This is a genomic window from Pseudomonas sp. G34 (assembly GCF_031119625.1).
GTDB lineage: Bacteria > Pseudomonadota > Gammaproteobacteria > Pseudomonadales > Pseudomonadaceae > Aquipseudomonas.
This window is the reverse complement of the sequence record NZ_JAVHZV010000003.1, coordinates 115536-136413: the sequence shown is the minus strand read 5'-3', so window position 1 is coordinate 136413 and position 20878 is coordinate 115536. Positions and strand designations below refer to the sequence as shown.

The 20878-nt window shown below is 66.1% G+C and carries 23 protein-coding genes; 20 read left to right on the top strand and 3 right to left on the bottom strand.

The annotated features are described in order from the left end of the window. Position 1: 1 nt before the first annotated feature. The 7 genes from QYS36_RS02465 (at position 2) to madM (ending at position 4824) form a co-directional block, all read left to right on the top strand. Positions 2-301, top strand: a complete 300-nt coding sequence (locus QYS36_RS02465) for a malonate decarboxylase subunit delta (protein WP_275546606.1) — start codon at positions 2-4, stop codon at positions 299-301. Then, positions 294-1145, top strand: a complete 852-nt coding sequence (locus tag QYS36_RS02460; protein ID WP_308837991.1) for a biotin-independent malonate decarboxylase subunit beta — start codon at positions 294-296, stop codon at positions 1143-1145. Before QYS36_RS02465 ends, QYS36_RS02460 begins: the two co-directional genes overlap by 8 nt. A 2-nt stretch (positions 1146-1147) precedes the next feature. Further along, positions 1148-1954 (top strand): biotin-independent malonate decarboxylase subunit gamma, encoded by an 807-nt coding sequence (gene mdcE, locus QYS36_RS02455; RefSeq protein ID WP_308837990.1) that lies wholly within the window; start codon positions 1148-1150, stop codon positions 1952-1954. A gap of 78 nt (positions 1955-2032) precedes the next feature. After that, a complete protein-coding gene (locus tag QYS36_RS02450; RefSeq protein WP_308837989.1) occupies positions 2033-2668 on the top strand; it encodes a malonate decarboxylase holo-ACP synthase in 636 nt (211 codons plus the stop codon). Continuing rightward, positions 2665-3591: a malonate decarboxylase subunit epsilon gene (mdcH, locus tag QYS36_RS02445; RefSeq protein ID WP_308837988.1), complete on the top strand. Its 927-nt coding sequence runs from the start codon at positions 2665-2667 to the stop codon at positions 3589-3591. Before QYS36_RS02450 ends, mdcH begins: the two co-directional genes overlap by 4 nt. Positions 3592-3652: 61 nt before the next feature. Further along, positions 3653-4054 (top strand): malonate transporter subunit MadL, encoded by a 402-nt coding sequence (gene madL / locus QYS36_RS02440; protein ID WP_308837987.1) that lies wholly within the window; start codon positions 3653-3655, stop codon positions 4052-4054. 5 nt (positions 4055-4059) lie between these two features. Beyond that, a complete protein-coding gene (madM, locus tag QYS36_RS02435) occupies positions 4060-4824 on the top strand; it encodes a malonate transporter subunit MadM (RefSeq protein WP_308837986.1) in 765 nt (254 codons plus the stop codon). Positions 4825-4942: 118 nt separating this feature from the next. Here madM and QYS36_RS02430 read toward each other — a convergent pair whose 3' ends face one another. Both QYS36_RS02430 and QYS36_RS02425 read right to left on the bottom strand, forming a co-directional pair. Beyond that, positions 4943-5854 (bottom strand): LysR family transcriptional regulator, encoded by a 912-nt coding sequence (locus QYS36_RS02430; RefSeq protein ID WP_308837985.1) that lies wholly within the window; start codon positions 5852-5854, stop codon positions 4943-4945. A gap of 104 nt (positions 5855-5958) precedes the next feature. Beyond that, the gene (locus tag QYS36_RS02425; protein ID WP_308837984.1) at positions 5959-6636 is read right to left on the bottom strand and encodes an RraA family protein; all 678 of its coding nucleotides are present in this window, start codon (positions 6634-6636) and stop codon (positions 5959-5961) included. A 276-nt stretch (positions 6637-6912) separates the two neighbouring features. On the opposite strand from QYS36_RS02425, the gene QYS36_RS02420 reads away from it, so the two are divergent. The 13 genes from QYS36_RS02420 (at position 6913) to QYS36_RS02360 (ending at position 20249) form a co-directional block, all read left to right on the top strand. After that, positions 6913-7893: a hydroxyacid dehydrogenase gene (locus tag QYS36_RS02420; protein ID WP_308837983.1), complete on the top strand. Its 981-nt coding sequence runs from the start codon at positions 6913-6915 to the stop codon at positions 7891-7893. A gap of 267 nt (positions 7894-8160) precedes the next feature. Continuing rightward, entirely contained in the window at positions 8161-9147 is a 987-nt protein-coding gene (dctP, locus tag QYS36_RS02415; protein WP_308837982.1) for a TRAP transporter substrate-binding protein DctP, read from the top strand. 15 nt (positions 9148-9162) lie between these two features. Next, the gene (locus QYS36_RS02410) at positions 9163-9687 is read left to right on the top strand and encodes a TRAP transporter small permease (protein ID WP_308837981.1); all 525 of its coding nucleotides are present in this window, start codon (positions 9163-9165) and stop codon (positions 9685-9687) included. Further along, positions 9687-10982: a TRAP transporter large permease gene (locus tag QYS36_RS02405; protein ID WP_308837980.1), complete on the top strand. Its 1296-nt coding sequence runs from the start codon at positions 9687-9689 to the stop codon at positions 10980-10982. Before QYS36_RS02410 ends, QYS36_RS02405 begins: the two co-directional genes overlap by 1 nt. A 3-nt stretch (positions 10983-10985) precedes the next feature. Then, positions 10986-11924, top strand: coding sequence for an SMP-30/gluconolactonase/LRE family protein (locus tag QYS36_RS02400; RefSeq protein ID WP_308837979.1), 939 nt, complete (start codon positions 10986-10988; stop codon positions 11922-11924). Positions 11925-12061: 137 nt separating this feature from the next. Further along, a complete protein-coding gene (locus tag QYS36_RS02395; RefSeq protein WP_308837978.1) occupies positions 12062-12766 on the top strand; it encodes a helix-turn-helix domain-containing protein in 705 nt (234 codons plus the stop codon). A gap of 342 nt (positions 12767-13108) precedes the next feature. Further along, complete coding sequence (locus tag QYS36_RS02390) at positions 13109-14077, top strand: tripartite tricarboxylate transporter substrate binding protein (RefSeq protein ID WP_308837977.1); 969 nt, start codon at positions 13109-13111, stop codon at positions 14075-14077. Then, positions 14074-14547 (top strand): tripartite tricarboxylate transporter TctB family protein, encoded by a 474-nt coding sequence (locus tag QYS36_RS02385; RefSeq protein ID WP_308837976.1) that lies wholly within the window; start codon positions 14074-14076, stop codon positions 14545-14547. Before QYS36_RS02390 ends, QYS36_RS02385 begins: the two co-directional genes overlap by 4 nt. A gap of 28 nt (positions 14548-14575) precedes the next feature. Then, the gene (locus QYS36_RS02380; protein WP_308837975.1) at positions 14576-16066 is read left to right on the top strand and encodes a tripartite tricarboxylate transporter permease; all 1491 of its coding nucleotides are present in this window, start codon (positions 14576-14578) and stop codon (positions 16064-16066) included. Next, complete coding sequence (locus QYS36_RS02375) at positions 16063-16863, top strand: amidohydrolase family protein (RefSeq protein ID WP_308837974.1); 801 nt, start codon at positions 16063-16065, stop codon at positions 16861-16863. The genes QYS36_RS02380 and QYS36_RS02375 overlap by 4 nt, the downstream gene beginning before the upstream one ends. Positions 16864-17261: 398 nt before the next feature. Then, positions 17262-18242: a tripartite tricarboxylate transporter substrate binding protein gene (locus QYS36_RS02370; protein ID WP_308837973.1), complete on the top strand. Its 981-nt coding sequence runs from the start codon at positions 17262-17264 to the stop codon at positions 18240-18242. A gap of 55 nt (positions 18243-18297) precedes the next feature. Continuing rightward, complete coding sequence (locus QYS36_RS02365) at positions 18298-18741, top strand: tripartite tricarboxylate transporter TctB family protein (RefSeq protein WP_308837972.1); 444 nt, start codon at positions 18298-18300, stop codon at positions 18739-18741. A gap of 11 nt (positions 18742-18752) precedes the next feature. Continuing rightward, positions 18753-20249, top strand: coding sequence for a tripartite tricarboxylate transporter permease (locus tag QYS36_RS02360; protein WP_308837971.1), 1497 nt, complete (start codon positions 18753-18755; stop codon positions 20247-20249). Between the two features lie 134 nt (positions 20250-20383). Here the strand turns inward: QYS36_RS02360 and QYS36_RS02355 are convergent, their stop codons facing one another. After that, positions 20384-20695, bottom strand: coding sequence for an I78 family peptidase inhibitor (locus QYS36_RS02355; protein ID WP_308837970.1), 312 nt, complete (start codon positions 20693-20695; stop codon positions 20384-20386). Positions 20696-20878 lie beyond the last annotated feature (183 nt).

Sequence of the window (20878 nt, the reverse complement as noted above, 5' to 3'; positions counted from 1 at the left end):
AATGGAAACCTTGTCTTTTCAATTCCCCGCCGGGCAACCGGCCAAGGGCCGTGCGCTGGTGGGCTGCGTCGGTTCCGGTGACCTGGAGGTGATGCTCGAGCCCGGCCAGGCCGGCACCCTCGCCATCGAGGTGGTCACCTCGGTCAACGGCAGCGCGCCGCGTTGGCAACTGCTGTTCGAGCGCATGTTTGGCGAGCAGCAGCTGCCCGCACTGAACATTGCCATCCACGATTTCGGCGCCACCCCTGGCGTGGTGCGCCTGCGCCTGGAGCAGGGCCTGGAGGAACTCAACCATGGCTGAGCAGAACATTGCGCGCCTGCTGGCGCAGCGCAGCTTCACCGAACTCGGTGCCCGCGAGCGGGCCCGCGCATTGCTCGATGCCGGCAGTTTCCGCGAGCTGCTCGACCCCTTCGCCCGACTGATGTCGCCCTGGCTGCCCAGGCAGGGCATCGTGCCCCAGGCCGATGACGGCGTGGTGGTGGCCAAGGGATTGATCGATGGTGCGCCTGCGGTGGCCATCGCCATCGAAGGTGCCTTCCAGGGTGGCAGCCTCGGCGAAGTGGGCGGGGCGAAGATCGCCGGCGCCCTGGAGCTGGCGGCCGAAGACAACCGCAATGGCACGCCGACCCGCGCCGTGCTGCTGCTGGAAACCGGCGGTGTGCGCCTGCAGGAGGCCAACCTGGGCCTGGCGGCGATTGCCGAGATCCAGGCGGCCATCGTCGAACTGCGTGAGTTTCAACCGGTGATTGGCCTGGTGGCCGGGCCGGTCGGCTGCTTCGGCGGCATGTCCATCGCCGCCGGGTTGTGCAGCTACCTGCTGGTGACCCGCGAGGCGCGCCTGGGCCTCAACGGCCCCCAGGTGATCGAGCAGGAAGCCGGCCTGGACGAATACGACTCGCGCGATCGGCCCTTCATCTGGAGCCTGACCGGCGGCGAGCAGCGCCACGCCAGTGGCCTGGTCGACGGCTATGTGAGTGACGACGTGGAAGCGATTCGCGCCGAGCTGCATGGCCTGTTCGCCAAGGGCAAGCCGGCCCAGGAGCGCAGCCGGCGCCATGCCTGGTTCCTTGAGCGCCTGCGCGCCGTCGACACCTCCGTCCAGGCCGATGCCGCTGCCGTGCGCAGCGCCTACCAGGGAGCATGAACATGACCAACGCACAGCAACAACGCGGCCTGCACTGGTTCAACGCCTTGGCCGGCAATGCTCAGTCGATCCCGGGATTGCCCGCCTCGCTGCGCGTCGCCGATGGCGAACTGGCGGGGCAAGCGGTGCGCTATCTGGCGGTGATCGCCGATGCCGACAATCCCTTTCCTCGCGCCCGTAACGGCGAGGTCGGCCTGCTCGAGGGCTGGGGGCTGGCCCAGGCCGTGGACGAGGCCATCGAGGCCGACCGCGACAAAGCGCACAAGCGTGCGCTGATCGCCATCGTCGATGTGCCCAGCCAGGCCTATGGCCGCCGCGAGGAAGCCTACGGCATCCACCAGGCCCTGGCCGGCGCGGTGGATGCCTATGCCCGCGCGCGCCTGGCCGGCCATGGGGTGATTGGTTTGCTGGTCGGCAAGGCGATGTCCGGTGCCTTTCTCGCCCATGGCTACCAGGCCAACCGGCTGATTGCCCTGCGCGACGCTGGGGTGATGGTGCATGCCATGGGCAAGGCCGCCGCCGCGCGCATTACCCTGCGCAGCGTCGACGAGTTGGAGGCGCTGGCCGCCAGTGTGCCGCCGATGGCCTATGACCTGGACAACTACGCCTCGCTCGGCCTGCTGGCAGAGGTGCTCGATGTCGAGCAGGCCGCGCAACCAACGGCTGCCGACCTGGCCCGCGTGCGGGATGCCCTGGGCCGTGCCCTCGCCGATATCGCCGGCAGCCCGCGGGATCTGCGTAACCGCCTGGGCGCCGCCAACCGCGCGGCGTCCACGCAGGTGCGCGAGGCCTTGCGCGCGCAGTGGTAAGGCGTAGGGCGGGTGAACCCCGTCGATCCTGAACGATGCGAAATGGCGGGTTGCACCCGCCCTACGGAGGATACAACGATGCTTCCGACACCCCGCCCACATGATCTGCTCTGGGGCCTGCGCCCCGAGCAGCTGCCAGAGGAGGCGCCGGCCTGGGCTCGCGCCGCCCTGGGCGGGCATGTGCCGGTGGTGGTGCGGCGTGCTCCAGCCGCGGCGGGCTGGGTCGCCGTCGGTATCCGCGGCGCGGCGCGGGAACAGCGCCATGCCACCTGGATGCGCCTGAGCGAGATCAGCCGCCTGGTCAGCCCTGAAGCGATTGCGCGCGCCGGTCGCTGGCGCCAACACGGGCAGCCGCAGTGGCCGGCGTTGCGGGCGTTGAACCAACTGGCGCCGCGTCTCGATGCCTTGGGCCTGGCCTGGGGCGTGACCGGCAGCCTGGGCTTCGAACTGGCCAGCGGCATCGCCGCCGCGCATGCGGACAGCGATCTCGACCTGTCGCTAGGTGCCCCCGATCAGCTTTCGCGCGCCGAGGCGCGGGCATTGTGCGTGCTGCTGGATGAAGCACCGGGCCGTATCGACCTGCAACTGGAAACCCCGCACGGCGCCGTGGCGCTGCGCGAATGGGCCGGCGAGTCGCCCCGCGTATTGCTGAAAACCCAGAACGGCCCGTTGCTGGTTCGCGATCCCTGGCACCTGCAGCAGGTGGCGGCGTGAGTACCCTCTGGGCCTTTCCCGGCCAGGGCGCGCAGCAGCCCGGCATGCTCCAGGCCTTGCCTGATGCACCTGTGGTGCAGGCCTGTATCGAGCAGGCCAGCGCCGCCCTGGGCGAGGACGTACGCCTGCTGGATTCGGCCGAGGCGCTGCAAAATACCCGCGCCGTGCAGCTCTGCCTGCTGATTGCCGGCGTCGCCGCCGCGCGCCTGCTGAGCGAGCGTGGCCATCGCCCGGACTATGTTGCCGGCTTGTCCATCGGCGCCTATGCCGCTGCCGTGGTGGCCGATGCGTTGGATTTCGCCGATGCCGTGCGCCTGGTCGCCCTGCGTGGCGAGCTGATGCAGCGCGCCTATCCCCAGGGCTATGGCATGACCGCCATCCTCGGCCTCGACCAGGCCCGCATCGAGGGCCTGCTGGCCGACGCCGAAGGCCCGGTGTACCTGGCCAATATCAACGCCGAAACCCAGCTGGTGATTGCCGGCAGCGATGCCGCCATGGCCCGGCTGGCCGAACGCGCCCGCGCCCTCGGTGCCGGTGCGGCGAAACGCCTGGCCGTGAGCGTGCCGTCGCATTGCGAACTGCTCGCTGCACCGGCCCGCGAGCTGGCTGCCGCGTTCGCGCAGGTCGAGCTGCGGGCGCCCCAGGTGCGTTACCTGAGTGGCAGTTCGGCGCGCCTGATCCGCGACCCGGAAACCCTGCGCGATGACCTGGCCATGAACATGAGCCGCGTCGTCGACTGGCAGGCCACCCTCACTACCGCCTATGAGCGCGGCGTGCGCCTGCACCTGGAACTGCCTCCGGGTGGCGTGCTGACCGGGCTTGCCCGGCGCGTCTTCGAGCCTGGCCAGGCGATCGCCTTCACCGGTGCGCGCCTGGATACACTCGACGCCATGTTGCGTCAGGAGGTGAGCCGCGACCGCTGAGCCGTAGCGTTTACCGAAGCACAAGAACAACAACTTCGATCGTAAAACGAGGACAACAACAATGATCATCTACGGTGTCGCCTTTCTGGCGTTCTGCACCCTGGCAGGCATCTTCATCGGAGAGCTGCTGGGCAAACTCATCGGCGTACCCGCCAACGTCGGCGGTGTCGGCATCGCCATGATGCTGTTGATCTTCCTGGGCAGTTACCTGAAAAACCGTGGGCTGTTCACCGGCAAATCGGAGCAGGGCGTGGAGTTCTGGAGCGCCATCTACATTCCCATCGTGGTCGCCATGGCCGCCCAGCAGAACGTCTACGGCGCCCTCAGCGGCGGGCCGATGGCGATTCTCGCCGGTGCCGCCGCGGTGATCATCGGCTTTGCCCTGGTGCCGGCCCTGTGCCGGATTGGCCAGAAGAAGGCCGATGCCGAAGCGGCTTCCCCCCTGCCCAAAGCGCCGCGGTGACTGCCATGTACGAATCTCTGATGAAGGTCATTACCGGCTACAGCCTGCTCAGCGGCTTCGCCATCGTCGGCATTACCATGTGGGTGTCCTACTGGATGTCCGACAAGCTCACCAAGGGCCGCCTGCACGGCTCGGCCATCGCCATCCTGCTCGGGCTGTTGCTGTCCTATATCGGTGGCGCCTATACGGGGGGGCAGAAGGGCCTGGTGGACATTCCGCTGTTCGCCGGCATCGGCCTGCTCGGCGGCGCCATGCTGCGCGATTTCGCCATCGTCGCCACCGGTTTCGGCGTCAGTGTCGAGGAGCTCAAGCGTGCCGGCGTTGCCGGGGTGCTGGCGCTGTTCGTCGGCGTGCTGGCCTCGTTCGTGGCCGGCGTGGGGGTGGCCATGGCCTTCGGCTACACCGACGTGGTCAGCCTGACCACCATCGGTACCGGCGCGGTGACCTATATCGTCGGCCCGGTCACCGGCGCGGCCATCGGCGCCAGCTCCGACGTGATGGCGCTGTCCATCGCCGCCGGGCTGATCAAGGCGATCCTGGTGATGGTGGCCACGCCCTTCGTCGCCCCCTATATCGGCCTCAACAATCCACGCAGCGCGGTGATCTTCGGCGGCCTGATGGGCACCTCCAGCGGCGTGGCCGGCGGCCTGGCGGCCACCGACCCCAAGCTGGTGCCCTATGGCTGCCTGACCGCGGCCTTCTACACCGCGCTGGGCTGCCTGCTCGGGCCGTCCTTGCTCTACTTCATGATGCGCGGCCTTCTCGGCTGACCTTTCGCCCGCCCTCGTGGCGGGCTTTTTCTATACGACGGGAACATCGTCCCGGGTTTCGCTTCGCTCTACCCAGGCTACGGTGTTGTGGGAGGCGCTTCAGCGGCGACCCCTGCCTTCACGACTGCCGGCTGTACATGCGGCACTCGGCGAGCAGTGCCAGCAGGTTGGGGTCGCGCTCCCGGGCGTTGAGAAACACCACCCCGATATGCTGCTGCAGCTGGTACTTGGCCTGCAGCGGAATCAGCTTCATGCGGTTCTCGTACACCGCGGCCACGCGCCCCGGCAGCAGGGCGTAACCCACCCCTGAGCTGACCATGCTCAGCAGGGTGAAGATGTCCTTGACCTGCATCGCCACCTTCGGCTCGAAGCCGGCCTGCTGGAACACCCGTTCACCGTCACGAAAGGTGGCGTAGCCCTGGGTGAGGGTGATGAAGGTGTGGTCGCGCAGATCGGCCAGATCCACCTCTGCCTGTTCGGCGAAGGGCGAGTCGTTCGGTGCGGCAAGAAAGATGTCGTCGGAAAACAGCGCCAGCTGCCCGCAGTCCATGTCACTGACGCTGTCGTCGAGGGCGATCAGGATGGCGTCCAGCTCCATGTTCCTGAGCTTGTAGAGCAGGTCGACGTTGGAGCCGAGGATCAGGTCGATATTCAGTTCGCTGCGGCGCAGCTTGAGGCCCATGATCAGTTGCGGCACGGTTTTCACCGTCAGCGAATAGAGCGAACCCAACTTGAAGCGCTCGGCGCCGAAGCCGGCCGCCTCGCGGGTCAGGCGCACCATGTCCTGGGCGTCCTGGATCAGCTTCTGGGCCTTTTCTTCCAGCACATAGGCGCTTTCCAGGGGAATCAGGTTGCGGCCCTCGTGCTTGAACAGCGGGCAGCGCAAGGCATTTTCCAGCGAATGCACGGCGCGGTGCACGCTCACGTTGCTGGTCTGCAGCTCGCTGGCGGCGCGGGCCAGGTTGCCGCTGCGCATGAAGGCGAGAAAGATTTCCAGCTTCTTGAGCGTCAGCTCTTCGTCGATCTGCATGGGCGCCTGTCCTTTGCGGGGGAAGGGCGATTGTGCCGCATCGGCGAGAGATGTGCAGGGCGGGGGCGACCTGCCTGCGCAAGGGCAGGCAGGTATTCAGCCGATCACTCCGGCAACTGGCAGCCCTTCTGGCGCAGCGACTCGATCACCCAGCGGCGATCGTTCTGGCCAGCGGCGATGCGCTCGAGCTGAGCGAGTTCGGCGCGGTTCTTGGCGTCAGCGCGCTCGAATACACCGGGCACTTCGTCATAAGGCACGCAGAGCAGGCCGTCGTCATCACCGATCACCAGGTCGCCCGGCTCGATGACCATGCCGTCGATGGCAATTGGCACGTTGATTTCACCCGGGCCGTCCTTGTACGGGCCGCGATGGGTGATGCCGGCGGCGAACAGCGGGAAGTCGCCCGCGCGGATGGCCGCCGCGTCACGAATCGCGCCGTTGATGACGATACCGGCCACGCCGCGCTTGGCCGCGTAGGCCACCATCATTTCGCCGATCAGGGCATTGCTCAGCTCGCCACCGGCATCCACCACCACCACATCACCGGGCTCGGCGATATCCAGGGCGTAGTGCAGCATCAGGTTGTCCCCTGGCCGCGCTTTGACCGTCAGGGCCGGGCCGGCCAGCATGCCGCCGCCATGCATCGGACGCAGGCGCGCGCCGCCAGCGGTCATCCGGTTCATCGAGTCGCTGACGCAGGCCACGGGCACGCTGCGAAAGCGCTCGACCCAGTCGGCGCTCACCTTGCGGGCCGCTGACAGCACTCTGAATCCGATGGACATGGTTGATACCTCGTGTCGATGTTGTTGATTTAATGAAATGTAATTTCATAAATACCATCGAGCCACCTAGGGCACAACCACCTCTTCAGGTATCACGCTGTCTTTGATTGGCGCTTTTCCGGGTTTTATGCGGATTTTGGCGTTATTGGTGCGCGCTGACGAATTTCAGCAAGTCCGGATTTTATAATTATTGAAATGGCATTTCTTTATGGGTAGTCTGGTTTCAATCGCGGGCCACCCCGCGCATGACAAGCGAACAAGAACAAGGTACGCAGCATGAATCGAAGCATTCTGGTCACCGGGCCGGCACTGTCTCCCTCTGCCATGGCGTTCGCCGCCGAGCAGAACGTCAAGGTGATTCCCACGCGGCCCTATGCGCCGGTCGAGGAACTCCTTGCGATCATTGCCACCGAACAGCCGGGCGCGGTGATCGTCCGCCAGGGCCAGTTCGGCCGTGAGCTGATCGAGGCGATGCCCGATCTGCGGATCATCGCCAAGCATGGCGTGGGCTACGACACCATCGACATCCAGGCGGCAGCCGAGCGCAACATTCCGGTGACCATCGCCCTGGGCGCCAACGCACAGTCGGTCGCCGAGCATGCCTTCGCACTGATGTTCAGCGTGGCGCGCCAGGTAGCCTGGCTCGATGGGCGGATGCGCGGCGGCAACTGGGACAAGGCCACCGCCAAGGGCGTGGAGCTGTCCGGCAAGACCCTGGGGCTGATCGGCCTGGGCTCGATCGGCGGCATCCTGCTCGACCTGGTGGCGCCGCTGAACATGCAGGTGCGCATCTTCGACCCCTACCTGAAAACGCTTCCCGAGCGGCCGAACATCAGCCGCGAAAGCGACTTCGAGCGCCTGCTCGAAGACTGCGACGTGATCAGCCTGCACTGCCCGCTGACCGCCGATAACCGTCACCTGATCGGTGCCGCGCAGCTCGAGCGGATGAAGCCTGGGAGCATTCTGATCAATACCGCGCGTGGTGAGCTGATCGACAGCCAGGCGCTGATCGCCGCGCTGCGCGCCGGCCAGATCGGCGGTGCCGGCCTGGATACCTTCGAGCAGGAGCCGCCTGCGGCCGACAGCGCGTTGTGGTCGCTGACCAATCTGGTGGCGACCCCGCACGTCGGCGCCAACACCCAGGAGTCGCAAGACCGCGTCGGCCTGTTGGCCGTGCAGCAGATCGTCGCCCATTGGGCTGGCGAAACGCTGCAGCCGCGTAGCGTGGTCAATCGCCACCTGCTACCGACAAGCTGATTCGATAGGGGCACCACGTGCCCACCTGGCCAACAACAATAAACAGGAAAACCGCCATGCCCATACCGCCGTCAGGCGCGCGTCGAACCCGCGCCGCTGTTTGCCTCTCATCTTCTCGAAGCCCGCAGGCAAGGGGCTTCGTCGCCGCACGTTGACGCCCTGCAATTACAACAACACGGCCTTTCGCGGTTGCGAGTGCGCCCCTGGGTGGCGCTCCGCGCCTCGTCAGGCTCAAGGCCATACAGACGTTGTCACGAGGAACTGCCCATGGGATTTGCCAAGAACTACCTGCTTTCCAGCCTGCTGCTCATCGGTAGCACCACCGCCGCTGTGGCGCACGCCGACAACTGGACGGGCTACACCTATTCCGCCGTATCGACCACCGCCGCCGTGCAGGGCATGGAGCGGATTTCCCAGCGTATCGCCAAGCAAACCGATGGCGACCTGTCGATCACCCTGCACCTGGGCAAGACGCTGCAGATTTCCTCCACGGATATCACCCAGGCGGTGGGCGATGGCATTGTCGATTTCGCTGCCGACCTGTTCTTCTCCGGCAACGTGCCCATTGCGCGCATCCTCAACCTGCCGCTGCTGATCAACAACGAAGAGGAATGGGACAAGGCCTACGCGGTCATGGAGCCCTACCTCAAGGAGGGCTTCGCCAAGCAGGGCGTGGCCTACCTGGGCAGCTACCGCTACCCGCAGCAAACCCTGTTCAGCCGTTTCGAGATGCGTGGCCTGGCCGATCTGCGCGGCCGCAAGATCCGTGTCACCTCGCCGGAGCAGGGCGCCTTCGTGGAAGCTTTCGGCGGTTCGGCGATCACCCTGGCCGGCACCGAAGTGCCCGGTGCGCTGGAGCGCGGGGTGATCGATGGAGTGCTGACCGCCAGTGCCGGCGGCGCCAAGAACTGGCATGAGTTCCTGCCCAGCAACTATCGCCTGCCGGTCAACTATGCGTTCAGTGCGCTGATCGCCAACCAGGACGCCTACGACGATCTTTCCGACAGCACCCGCCAGGCCCTCGATACCATCGCCAGCGAGGAGATCGTCAAGATCGATGCGGGCTTCGTCGAGGACGAACAGGTGCAGATGCAGAGTCAGGCCAAGGCCGGCATGAAGATCCTCGAGGCCGATGCTGCCGTGATCGAGCAGGCCCAGCAGAAAATGGCGCCGTTCTGGCGTGAATGGGCCAAGAGCGCCGGCGCGGATCACGAAAAGGTCCTCGCCGAAGTGCTCCAGGCCCTCGGCAAGTAAGCGCCGGAGTCGACGATGAACCTAGCAGAGACACATCCCTCTGGCCTGCCGGCATCGGCGGGCCCTGTATTCGACGTGCTGGCGGCAATGGTGCGCGGCCTTACCGGGCTGGCATTGGTGCTGCTGGTGCTGTTGGTGTGCGCGGAGATCGTGACGCGCTTCTTCTTCAACCATTCGCTGATGATCGTGGAGGAACTGGCGGGCTATCTGGTCGTTGGCCTGACGCTGTTCGGTGCCAGCCTGAGCCTGCGCAACAACAGCCTGTTCCAGGTCGGTTTCGTCCTGCATGCGCTGCCCTCCGGGACGCAGCGCCTGCTCAACCTGCTGTTCATGCTGCTGTCGCTCGGTGTGTGCGGCGTGTTGATCTGGCAAACCTGCAAATTGGTCATGAGTTCCTACGCCCGCGGCAACGTGGCGCCCACCACGCTCATGACGCCCCTGTGGATACCGCAGCTGCTGGTGCCGCTGGGCCTGCTGATGATCGCCCTGTTCATCGTCGAAAAGCTGATCGTCACGTTGCGTACCGGGAGGGCTGAGTGATGGAAGCTGCAATCGCGTTCATCTTGCTGTTGCTGCTGATCGTCGGCGGCTTGTGGGTGCAGTTCGCGGTCGGTGCCGCGGCGCTGGCCTACCTGTGGCTGTTCAAGGGCGTGGCCGGCTGGAAGGCGCTCGGCCTGGTCAGCTGGGGATCGGCCAACAGCTTCACCCTGGCGGCCATTCCGCTGTTCATCTTCATGGCCGAGATTCTCCTCGCCAGTGGCCTGAGCGGGCGTCTGTACAACGGTATCGCGCCGTTCGTGAAACGCCTGCCCGGCGGCCTGCTGCATACCAATATCGTTGGCAGCGGCGTGTTCGCCGCCGTGGCCGGCGGCAGTGCGCCGACGGCGGCGGCGATGTCCACCGTGGCGTTGCCGGCGCTGGCGGCGCGCGGTTACAACCGGCGTCTGGTGGCCGGCTCGCTGGCCGCAGGCGGCACCCTGGGGATCCTCATCCCGCCGTCGATCACCATGATCATCTATGCCACCTTCACCGAAACCTCGATCGCCAAGCTGTTCGCCGCGGGCCTGGTGCCAGGCATTCTGCTCGGCGCCTGCTACAGCCTGCTGATCATGGCGCGGGCCATCGCCAACCCGAACCTGGTGCCGCGCGACACGCAAAAGCGCGAGTGGCGCGACTACCTGCAGGCGCTGAGCGACGTACTGCCCTTCGGGCTGTTGATCATGATGATCCTGGGCAGCATCTACAGCGGCATGGCGACGCCGACCGAAGCCGGTGCGCTGGGCGTGGTCGGTGCCATGCTGATCGCCGCGCTGTACCGGCGCCTGAGCATGGCGATGCTCAGCGAGGCGCTGTCGCGCACCCTGCTGATGAGCGGCAACGTGCTGTTCATCGTGTTCATCTCGATGATCTTCGCCTATGCCACCGCGCTGTCCGGGGTGGGCGAGCAACTGCTGGACTGGGTGTCCCAGGCCGGGCTGTCCAAGCTCGGCCTGCTGCTGATCCTGATGCTGGTGTTCGCCATTCTCGGCTGCTTCATGGAAGGGCTGGGGATGATCGCGATCATCGTGCCGGTGATCTTCCCGACCCTGATGGCCATGGGCGTGGATCCGATCTGGTTCGGCATCTTCGTGGTGGTGCTGGTCGAGCTGGGCCAGCTGACGCCGCCGCTGGGGGTGATCCTGTTCGTGGTGGCCGGCTCGGATGCCGAGACCAAGGTGGAGGACGTGGTGATGGGCGTGCTGCCGTTCTTCGGCATCATCCTGGCGTTCCTGCTGCTGCTCATCGGCGTGCCCGATATCGCCCTGTGGCTGCCCAATCTGACCGCTGGAGGTTGAACCATGGCATTCCCCCATCCCGACCCGCTGCTGATCGAGGCCGAGGTATTCACCCAGTTGCCCGCCTCGTTGCGCCGCCCAGGAGCGCCATCCTGCTGGGCGGACAAGAACCGCCGCGGTGCACCGGTGGACAGCTTCATCGAAGGGCCGTCGTTCGATCTGCAGGGCAACCTGTGGTTCGTCGACATCCCCTTCGGGCGCATCTTCCGCGCCTCGCCGGGCGGCGAAGTGGCGCTGATGGCCGAGTACGACGGCCAGCCCAATGGCCTGAAGATCGACGCCCGCGGGCGCATCTTCATCGCCGACTTCCGCAACGGCATCATGACCCTCGATCCGGCCAGCGGTAAGGTCGAGAGCGTGCTCGGTGATGCCGACAGCGAAGGCTTCAAGGGCTGCAACGATCTGCACTTCGGCCCCGATGGTGCGCTGTATTTCACCGACCAGGGGCAGACCGGCCTGCAGGATCCCAGCGGCCGTGTCTATCGCTGGTACCCGGACAGCGGTCGCCTGGATTGCCTGATCGACAAGGTGCCGAGCCCCAACGGCCTGGTGCTGGATGCGTCCGGGCATACCCTGTACGTGGCGGTGACCCGCGCCAATGCGGTCTGGCGGTTGCCGTTGTCGCAGAGCCAGCGGGTGGTCAAGGCCGGGCTGTTCCTGCAGTTCTCCGGCGGCCGTGCCGGCCCCGACGGCCTGGCGCTGACCCGCGACAACGGCGTGGTGGTCTGTCAGACCGGCATGGGTCTGGTGTGGGTGCATGATGCCCTCGGCATTCCGCTTGCCGTGGTGCGCTCGCCCAAGGGGTTGGGCACCACCAACTGCGCCTTCGGCGGGCCAGGCGGACGCACGCTGTACATCACCGAGTCGGATTCGGGCTGCATCCTGCGCGCCGAATTGCCGGTGGCCGGCCATGCCATGGCATCTGGCTGGGGCGCGGGCTAGCGGCGTGTCGCCAGCCTCAGCCTGGGGCGACAACCGCGCCTGGGCGCGGGCAGTCAACGGGACGCTGGCGTAGTGGGGCGCCGGGACTCGATAATGCCGCCATTACCGTTGATTCGATTCTCGATGAGGAACTCCCCATGAACAAAACACGCCCGCGCCCGGCCGTCAGCGGTGTCGCCTCTGCTGATCGTGTGCTGACGGTGCTGACGGCCTTCCAGGTGGGTGATGTGTCCCTGGGCCTGGTCGAACTGGCAGACCGCACCGGTCTGAACAAGAGCACCATCATGCGCCTGACCGTATCCCTGGAAACCTTCGGCCTGATCAACCGCATGGCCGACGGGCGTTATCAGCTGGCCAGCGAGGTCATGCGCCTGAATGCGGCGTACCAGGATGCCCTGGATCTGGAGCGCCACGTGATGCCGGTGCTGCAGGCGCTGACCGACGAAACCGGAGAGACCGCCTCCCTCTACGTGCGCCACGGCGCTTACCGGCTTTGCCAGTATCGGGTCAATTCACCCCATCGCCTGCGCCTGCACTTGCAGCCCGGCGACATGCGCCCGATGGACAATGCTGCCGGCGCCCAGGCGCTGCGTACCACCCTGGAGAAAGCCTGCGCATTGACCGATCCCTATTACTCCAGCGGTGTCACCGACCCCCATGCGGCGGCCATGGCGCTGCCGATCTTCGGGGCAGGGGACGAAATGGTCGGTGCGCTGATGATCTCCGGCCCTGCCAGCCGCCTGAGTGCCGAGCGTGCCGGCATTCTGCGCGAGCCATTCTGCAAGGCGGCCGCCACCCTGGCGCGCAGCCTTGGCTGCAAGGCGGAATTCGCCTGGTCGTGAAAATGGCGAGGCGCTAGTGGCGCCGCCGCCTGGCTTGGCATTCGAAAGGTTTTGAAATTTTATTTCATTGGGTTCATCGTCGCCTTGAAAGAGATGGCGCTGCATACCCGTGTTTTTTCGGTTTAGCCAGCGGGCTCTGGTAGCCGTGCGGAATGCTGGAGTTGTCTTGAATTGCCATTATTGAAATGGCGTTTCTTTATGCTAGGCTGTTCTTCGTTGAACATCCGGTTCGCGCCTGCAGGGTGGCGAGCGGATGGGTGCCAGGCTTGGCCGGTGCCGCGATGCGCGCAACCAGCTGCGATATCGCATTCATCATTCCCACAATAAGAACAAGGGAACCCCATGACATCGCCCACGAGCGTTGCGGTTCGCCGCTATTTCTTCGTCGTCGCTGCGCTGCTGCCGTTGCTCTTCCCGAGCCTGGCCGGGGCTGCCGACTACCCCAGCCGCGCCATTTCGCTGATCGTGCCCTACGGTGCGGGCGGCACCACGGACATTTCCGCGCGCCGCCTGGCGGCCCTGGCCGAGCCCCTGCTCGGCCAGCCGGTGGTGGTCGAGAACCGCCCCGGCGGCGGTGGCATCAATGCCATGCGCGGCCTCGCAGCGCGCAAGGCCGATGGCTACGCGGTGATTGCCACCACCTCGTCGCCGCTGTTCGTGACCCCGGCGCTGCGCCCGGTCGGCTACGACCCGATTGCCGATTTCACCTCGCTGATGAATTACTCCGGGCCCTATCACGGCGTGCTGGTGCGGGCCGACAGCCCGTATCGCTCGCTCGACGAACTGCTTGGCGCGGCGGCCGCCGGCAAGCGGCTCACCTATGGCACCGCTGGCGCCCTCAGCGGGCCGCGCCTGACCTTTACCGCGCTGGTGCGCAAGACCTCGGCAGATCTGCAGCACGTGCCGTTCAGCAGTGCCTCCAGCGTGACTGCGGCACTGCTGGGTGGGCATATCGATATCGGCCTGGTGCCGGCCTATCGCGACATGGTCAGGGGTGAGCGCCTGCGCCTGTTGGCCGTGCTCGACGACAGCCGTGACCCGGACTTCCCCGCGGTACCGACGCTCACCGACGCGGGCTACGCCATCGAGTTTCCCTCCATCGTCGGCCTGATGGTGCCGCGTGGCGTGCCGGCCGAGCGGGTCGAGCGGCTGCGCGCGGCCTTCGCCGAAGCGGCGGCGTCCGAGGCTTTCGCCCGTGATATGGACAAGCTCAGCCAGCCGGTGAGGATTCTTTCCGGTGAACAGATGGATGAAGTGATCCAGCGCAACCTGGCGGTGTATCGGAGCCTGGCCGAGGAGTTGAAACGATGAGCAAGCCATCGCACGACACTGCCGACCAGAAGCGCCGCTTCGGCCTGCCAAGCCTGGCCAGCGTGGCGATCCTGCTGGTGGCGCTGGGTGGGCTGGCCAGCCTGCAGGCGCAGGTGCTGGTGTTCGACTTCGGTGACAGCGGCCCGGATGCACGCTTCTTTCCTCGCCTGGTTCTCGCCCTGCTGGCAGTGGCCGCCGCACTGCGCCTGTGGCTACGCCGCGCGGAGCTCGAAGAAGCGCCGGGCGCGGCGCTGGACTGGGCGCGGGTGTTGCTGGTCGGCTTGCTGGTGGGCGGCGCGGTGCTGGCGATGGATGCCCTGGGCTTTCTGCTCTGCAGCGCTGCCGTGGGTATCGCGCTGGCGTGGCTGCTGGGCGAGCGGCGCCTGGCGCTCGGCCTGCTGCTGCCGCTGGCGGTGGCCGTGCTGGTCACCCTGGGTGCGCGCCACGCCTTGAATATTCCGCTTCCCTGACCGCCGGGCCTCCGGCTGAGACATTGCCATGCTTCTCGACGCTTTTTACGCCTTGTTGGATATCTGGGTGCTGGTGGCGGCTGTCACCGGTGTGATCGTCGGCATCATCATCGGCGCCATTCCCGGCCTTGGGCCGACCATGGCCATCGCGCTGTTGATTCCGGTGACCTTCAGCATGCCGCCGATCCCGGCACTCATCCTGTTGCTGGGGGTGTATCAGGGCGCGATCTTCGGTGGTTCGATCTCCGCCATCCTGCTCGGTGTGCCGGGTACGCCGTCGTCGGCGGCGACGGTGATCGACGGTTATCCCATGGCCCGGCAGGGGCGGGCGGGGGAGGCGTTGCGCGTGGCGCTGTATGCCAGCGTGTTCGGCAACCTGTTCAGCTGCGTGGTGCTGATCCTGCTGGCGCAGCCGCTGGCCGCCTTCGCCCTGGACTTCGGCCCGGCGCAGATGGCTGCGCTGATGTTCTTCGCATTGTCGATCATCGTACTATTTGGTGGGGGCTCCAGGCTCGACTCGGCGATCATGGTGCTGCTCGGCATCACTGCCGGCATCGTCGGCCTCGATCCCATCGAGGGCCTGCCGCGTTTCACCTTCGGCAGCTTCTCGGCCGAGGACGGTCTGCAGCTGATTCCCGTGTTGATCGGCCTGTTCGCCATGTCCGAGGTGCTGCAGCAGGTCTTCGATCGCCGCCGCGGCCAGCACACCCAGGCCGATCCGGTGGGCGTGGATGGCGGCAAGGTGGGCTTTCTGGCCATGTGGCGGATGCGCGGTACGCTGCTGTTGTCGTCGCTGATTGGCACCTTCGTGGGCATTCTGCCGGGCATCGGCTCCACCGTGCCGGCGTTCGTCAGCTACAACCTGGCGCGTTCGCGTTCGCCGCGCAGGGAGGCGTTCGGTAAAGGCGAGGTCGAGGGCGTGGCGGCGCCCGAGGCGGCCAACAACGCGGTGACTGGCGGCGCGCTGGTGCCGATGCTGGCCCTCGGTATTCCCGGTGACGCAGTGACCGCGGTGATCCTCGGCGCCTTCATGCTGCAGGGGCTGACCCCCGGGCCGTTCCTGTTTCGGGACCATGGCGTGGAGATCTACGCGATCTTCCAGGCGCTGATCCTGCTGGCGATACCCTGCATCATCTTCGGCCTGGCGATGTTCCGCGGTGCGGTGCACGTGATCCGCATCCAGCCCCGCCATCTTTACCCGCTGATCGCCATCCTGGCGCTGTTCGGTGCCTATTCGGTGAACAACAACCTGTTCGACGTTGGCGTGATGCTGGCGGCCGGCGTGGTGGGCTTTGCCCTGCGCCGCGCCGGCTTCCCGCTGCCGCCGCTGCTGATCGGCCTGATTCTCGGCCAGCCGCTGGAGCAGAGCCTGCGCCAGGCGCTGCTGACCGGCGGTGGCAGCCTCGATATCTTCATTCACTCGCCCATCGTGCTGAGCCTGCTCGGGCTGACGCTGCTAGGTGCGCTGGGGGCGGCCTACCAGCATTATCGCCATGCCCGTGGGAGTGCTCGAGCATGACGCAGCCAGCCTCGGCACCGCTGTGCGACTGTCACGTCCACGTCTTCTCGGCCAGCCGGCCTTATACCGAGGCCAGCTACCAACCGCCGCGCAAGGGCATCGAGGCCTTTCGCGAGGAGGCCATGGTCGATGGCATCGCTCGGGCGGTGCTGGTGCAGGCGTCCATCGATGGAACCGACAACAGCCACCTGCTCGAGGTGCTGGGCAGTGCCAGGCACATCGCGCTGCGCGGTGTGGTGATGATCGATGAAGGCACCAGCGGGCTCGCCGAAATGGCCGAGGCGGGGGTGCGGGGCGTGCGCATCCAGGACCGCACGCGGCTGGGCATCAACGACTTGCAACGCTTGCCGGCCCTCGCCGCGCGTGCCTTCGAGCAGGACTGGCACGTGGAGCTCAACACCGAGCCGCAGCGCTACGCTGCGCTGCAGGCGTTGCTGGGCCGGTTGCCGGCCCGTCAAGCACTGGTGCTCGATCACTTCGGCCATATCGCGCCTGACAGTACGGAAAACCTGGCGGACTTGTGTCGCCTGCTCGACAGCGGGCGGGTGTGGGTCAAGCTGGCGCCGACTCGCGTCAGCCGGCAGATCGGCCGTTACGATGACCTCGCCAGGCCGCTGCGCCATTTGCTCGCGCACTATCCCGAGCGCTGCCTGTGGGGCAGCGATTGGCCCCACGTGATGACGCCGCCGCCGTTACCGCGCTCGGCGGACATGCTGGCCTTTCTGCGTCGCGAGCTGAGCAGCGCCCAGCTGCAGGCCTGCCTGGTCGACAACCCGGCGGCGCTCTATCGTTTCTAGCGATATAAATAGAATATCGTTTCTAAATATTTGATCTTACTCATCCTGCGTGCGGTCTTATCGGCATATTTGGCTGTATTTGTACGTTGATAAATTCAATATTGAAACGACGTTTCTTTATGGTAGGCTCTAGGTCTATTCGCGGCAGGCCACGCCTGCCCCTGGTGAAGTAGAACAACAAGGTCCGCACCATGAGCCGAAACGTACCCCTGCCGGGCGCCTGCCCCCGGCTCTGCACAGTTCCCGCCGTCTTTCTCCCAGCCACGTCTGCGCGCGCGCCCGCGTCCCAGCTACGTCGTTGAGCGGTGCTCGGCTGCCTGCCGATCACCCGCGCATCAAGAGAAAGGGCCCTGGCAGTACTGCCGTGGCCACCAGACACTCCAAGAGGATCGCCTCCCATGATTGGCACTATCACAAGAAAGCTAACTGCCACGGCCCTGCTCGCCCTGAGCGTATCGATGGGGGCGGTGCAGGCCGCTGACTATCCCAAGGGCAACATCAATTTCATCGTGCCGTTCCCACCGGGCGGCGGCACCGACATCTCTGCACGCCAGCTGACCCAGCAGGTCGGCGAAAGCACCGGCTGGAACTTCGTGGTCGAGAACCGGCCCGGCGCCGGCGGCAATATCGGCCTGGCACAGCTGGCCCGCGCCTCCGCAGACGGGCAGACGCTGGCCATCGGGCAGACCTCCAACCTGGCGGTCAATCCGAGCCTGTACAAGGACATTCCCTACGACCCCAAGAAGGATTTCCGCCATATCGCGGTGATCTCCACCCAGCCGATGGTGATCGTCGCGCGCAGTGATTCACCGCTCAAGGACCTGCCGGGCCTGCTCGCCGAGGCCAAGGGTGAGCCGGGTCGCCTGCTGTTCGGCACGCCGGGCTCCGGCACCGTGGCGCACCTGTCGCTGGAGCTGCTGCAGAACAAGGCCGGTATCGAGCTGACCCACGTTCCTTACCCAGGCATCGCCCAGGCGATTTCCGACGTGATGGGCGGGGTGGTCGACATCTATATCGGCAGCATGCCCAGCGTACTGCCGCACATTCGCGCCGGCTCGCTGCGGCCGCTGGCCGTTACCTCGGCGCAGCGCAGTGCGATTCTGCCGCAGGTGCCCACCGTTGCCGAAAGCGGCTTCGAGGGCTTCGAAACCGCTGACTGGAAGGCGGTGGTCGGCCCCGCCGGGCTCTCCGATGAGCGGGTTGCCCAGCTCAACCAGGTGATCAACGAAGCACTGCGCTCGGACAAGGTGCGCCAGGCGATGGAAGCCGAGGGCAGCGTGGTGCTCAACGAAGACAGTGGCTACTTCAGCAACCTGCTGGACAAGGAAATCGAGCGCTGGCGCGAGGTGATCGAAGTGTCCGGCGCCACCGTCAACTAGGCCCCCACCTGCAGGGCGCGGCAGGTGCCGCGCCCTGGCTTTCGAGGAATTGGCAATGTCACAGCGTAACTATCAGGACGCGGCCAGCGGCTTGCTGATCGCCGTGTTCGGCGTGGCTGTCAGCCTGTACGCCGTCAACCAGTACAACATCGGCAGCATTCAGCGCATGGGCCCGGGCATGTTTCCGGTCGCCATGGGCGTGGGCCTCGGCGTGCTGGGCGCGTTACTCGCGCTGTTCGCCTGGCTGCGGCCAGGGCTGCGTGACGGCATGTCGGTGCAATGGCGCCCGGCGCTGCTGGTGCTCGGCGCCATCGGCTTCTTCGCCCTGGCGGTGACCTTTTCCGGGTTGATACCGGCCGTGCTCGGCGTGGTGCTGATCTCCGCCCTGGCCGACAGCAAGACCCGCCCCAGGCAGGCGTTGCTACTCGCCACCGCGCTGGCGGTGCTCGCCTACCTGATCTTCCAGCTCGCGCTGGATATGAATTTCGATCTGTTCTGATAGGTGCCGGAATGTCTTTCGTCGACAATTTGCTGATCGGCATGGAGACCGCCTTCTCCTGGTACAACCTGTTCTACTGCTTCGTCGGGGTATTCATGGGCACCTTGCTCGGGGTGATCCCGGGCATCGGCGTGCTCGCCGCCATCTCCATGCTGTTCCCCATGACCTTCCACCTGGAGCCGACCGCCGCGCTGATCATGCTCGCCGGCATCTGGTACGGCACCAGCTACGGTGGCAGCACTGCGTCGATCCTGCTCAACGTGCCGGGCACCCCCTCCAGTGCGGTGACCTGCCTGGATGGCTACCCCATGGCCCAGCAAGGGCGCGGTGGCGTGGCGTTGTTGATGACCACCGTGGCGTCGTTCTTCGGCGGCTCGTTCGGCATCATCCTGCTGATGAGCCTGGCCTCGACCATCAGCCATTACGCCCTGAGCTTTTCCTCGGCCGAGTACTTCGCGTTGATGCTGCTCGGCCTGGTGGCGGCCTCCAACATCTCCGGCGGCTCGCTGCTCAAGGGCCTGATCATGGTCGCCTTCGGCATCCTGTTCGGCACCGTGGGCAGCGATATCTACACCGGTACGCGGCGCTTCGACTTCGGCGTGCTCGACCTGGCCGACGGCATCAACCTGGTGGCGCTGGCCATGGGCCTGTTCGGCGTCGCCGAGGTGATCGCCAGCATCGGCAAGGTGGACGGCGGCCAGGTTGATCGCAACTCCCTGCGCCTGGCGGCCATGAAGCCCACCCGCGATGACCTCAGGCGCTCCTGGCTGCCGATGTTGCGCGGCTCGAGCATCGGCTCGTTCTTCGGCACCCTGCCAGGCACCGGGCCGTCCATCGCGGCGTTTCTGGCTTACGCCACCGAGCGGCGCATCGCCCGCGAACCCGAGCGCTTTGGCAAGGGCGCCATCGAAGGCATCGTCGCCCCGGAGGCGGCCAACAACGCCGCCGACCAGACCGCCTTCATCCCCACCATGGCGCTGGGCATTCCCGGTAGCGCGACCATGGCGCTGATGCTCGGCGCCCTGATGATCCATGGCATCGCCCCCGGGCCGCAGCTGATGACCGAGCAGCCATCGCTGTTCTGGGGGCTGGTGGTCAGCTTCTGGATCGGCAACGTGCTGCTGGTGATCCTCAACGTGCCGCTGATCGGCCTCTGGGTGCGCTTGCTGATGGTGCCGTACCACCTGCTGTTCCCGGCGGTGCTGATGTTCGTCTGCATCGGTACCTACAGCGTCAACCACAGCGCCTTCGACGTGCTGGTGGTGACCCTGTTCGGCGCCTTCGGCTACGCCATGCGCGTGCTCGGTTTCCCTGCCGCGCCGCTGCTGCTGGGCTTCGTGCTCGGGCCGATGATGGAGGAGCATTTCCGCCGCGCCATGCTGCTGTCGCGGGGGGATTTCATGACCTTCGTGGAACGGCCGATCAGCGCCACCGTACTGGCGTTCACCGTGCTGGTTCTGCTGCTTGGCCTGCGCCCGTTGCTGCGCGTGTTTCGCAAGGCGGCCTGAGCCTGGGCGCCCGCGGTTGCGACGGTGGGCGCCGCCGGGTTGTAGCGGTAGCTGAAAAACAGAAAGCGCCCTTGCGGCGCTTTCGTCGTTTCAGTTGCGGCCGGTCAGGCGCCGCGGCAGGGCGCACCGTCGGCTCAGCCGCAGGTGATGCGCTCGATCACTTCGGCTTCGGTGATGTCGATGTTCAGGCGCTGGGAGTCGTAGTCCAGGGTGACCATGTCGCCAGGCGACAGCACACGGGCGGTGCGCGCGCCGGACTGTTCGCGGGCGCGCTCGACGATTTCGGCATTGGCCACCTGGCCGAGCAGGTTCTGCGCGGCTTCGGCGCTGCATTTGCCATTGTTGTTGGCAGGTTTCGACGCCTGGGTGGGTGCTGTGTCGGTCGTGCTGCAGCCGGCGAGCAGGGCGAGCAGAGCGGCGCCGCCAATCAGGTGTTTGAAAGCCATTGCATGATCCTTGTGTGTGAAGGGTTCGCGGTGAAGTACATGAGTGTGCCGTGTATCGGACTCGGTTGTCGTGTCCATGTTCCGAATTTGGCGAATAGCGGCGTGCTCCTTGGCGTCTGCGCGCGGTGCCTGTAGCAGGTGCAGGCGGCAGCCGATCTCGCATCGCCCTGCGCGCAGTCGTCA

What these genes read in the sequence shown, in the direction of transcription:
- QYS36_RS02465 (WP_275546606.1), top strand. Translation starts at nt 2, where the DNA reads ATGGAAACCTTGTCTTTTCAATTCCCCGCCGGGCAACCGGCCAAGGGC.
- QYS36_RS02460 (WP_308837991.1), top strand. Translation starts at nt 294, where the DNA reads ATGGCTGAGCAGAACATTGCGCGCCTGCTGGCGCAGCGCAGCTTCACC.
- mdcE (WP_308837990.1), top strand. Translation starts at nt 1,148, where the DNA reads ATGACCAACGCACAGCAACAACGCGGCCTGCACTGGTTCAACGCCTTG.
- QYS36_RS02450 (WP_308837989.1), top strand. Translation starts at nt 2,033, where the DNA reads ATGCTTCCGACACCCCGCCCACATGATCTGCTCTGGGGCCTGCGCCCC.
- madL (WP_308837987.1), top strand. Translation starts at nt 3,653, where the DNA reads ATGATCATCTACGGTGTCGCCTTTCTGGCGTTCTGCACCCTGGCAGGC.
- madM (WP_308837986.1), top strand. Translation starts at nt 4,060, where the DNA reads ATGTACGAATCTCTGATGAAGGTCATTACCGGCTACAGCCTGCTCAGC.
- QYS36_RS02430 (WP_308837985.1), bottom strand. Translation starts at nt 5,854, where the DNA reads ATGCAGATCGACGAAGAGCTGACGCTCAAGAAGCTGGAAATCTTTCTC.
- QYS36_RS02425 (WP_308837984.1), bottom strand. Translation starts at nt 6,636, where the DNA reads ATGTCCATCGGATTCAGAGTGCTGTCAGCGGCCCGCAAGGTGAGCGCC.
- QYS36_RS02420 (WP_308837983.1), top strand. Translation starts at nt 6,913, where the DNA reads ATGAATCGAAGCATTCTGGTCACCGGGCCGGCACTGTCTCCCTCTGCC.
- dctP (WP_308837982.1), top strand. Translation starts at nt 8,161, where the DNA reads ATGGGATTTGCCAAGAACTACCTGCTTTCCAGCCTGCTGCTCATCGGT.
- QYS36_RS02410 (WP_308837981.1), top strand. Translation starts at nt 9,163, where the DNA reads ATGAACCTAGCAGAGACACATCCCTCTGGCCTGCCGGCATCGGCGGGC.
- QYS36_RS02405 (WP_308837980.1), top strand. Translation starts at nt 9,687, where the DNA reads ATGGAAGCTGCAATCGCGTTCATCTTGCTGTTGCTGCTGATCGTCGGC.
- QYS36_RS02400 (WP_308837979.1), top strand. Translation starts at nt 10,986, where the DNA reads ATGGCATTCCCCCATCCCGACCCGCTGCTGATCGAGGCCGAGGTATTC.
- QYS36_RS02395 (WP_308837978.1), top strand. Translation starts at nt 12,062, where the DNA reads ATGAACAAAACACGCCCGCGCCCGGCCGTCAGCGGTGTCGCCTCTGCT.
- QYS36_RS02390 (WP_308837977.1), top strand. Translation starts at nt 13,109, where the DNA reads ATGACATCGCCCACGAGCGTTGCGGTTCGCCGCTATTTCTTCGTCGTC.
- QYS36_RS02385 (WP_308837976.1), top strand. Translation starts at nt 14,074, where the DNA reads ATGAGCAAGCCATCGCACGACACTGCCGACCAGAAGCGCCGCTTCGGC.
- QYS36_RS02380 (WP_308837975.1), top strand. Translation starts at nt 14,576, where the DNA reads ATGCTTCTCGACGCTTTTTACGCCTTGTTGGATATCTGGGTGCTGGTG.
- QYS36_RS02375 (WP_308837974.1), top strand. Translation starts at nt 16,063, where the DNA reads ATGACGCAGCCAGCCTCGGCACCGCTGTGCGACTGTCACGTCCACGTC.
- QYS36_RS02370 (WP_308837973.1), top strand. Translation starts at nt 17,262, where the DNA reads ATGATTGGCACTATCACAAGAAAGCTAACTGCCACGGCCCTGCTCGCC.
- QYS36_RS02365 (WP_308837972.1), top strand. Translation starts at nt 18,298, where the DNA reads ATGTCACAGCGTAACTATCAGGACGCGGCCAGCGGCTTGCTGATCGCC.
- QYS36_RS02360 (WP_308837971.1), top strand. Translation starts at nt 18,753, where the DNA reads ATGTCTTTCGTCGACAATTTGCTGATCGGCATGGAGACCGCCTTCTCC.
- QYS36_RS02355 (WP_308837970.1), bottom strand. Translation starts at nt 20,695, where the DNA reads ATGGCTTTCAAACACCTGATTGGCGGCGCCGCTCTGCTCGCCCTGCTC.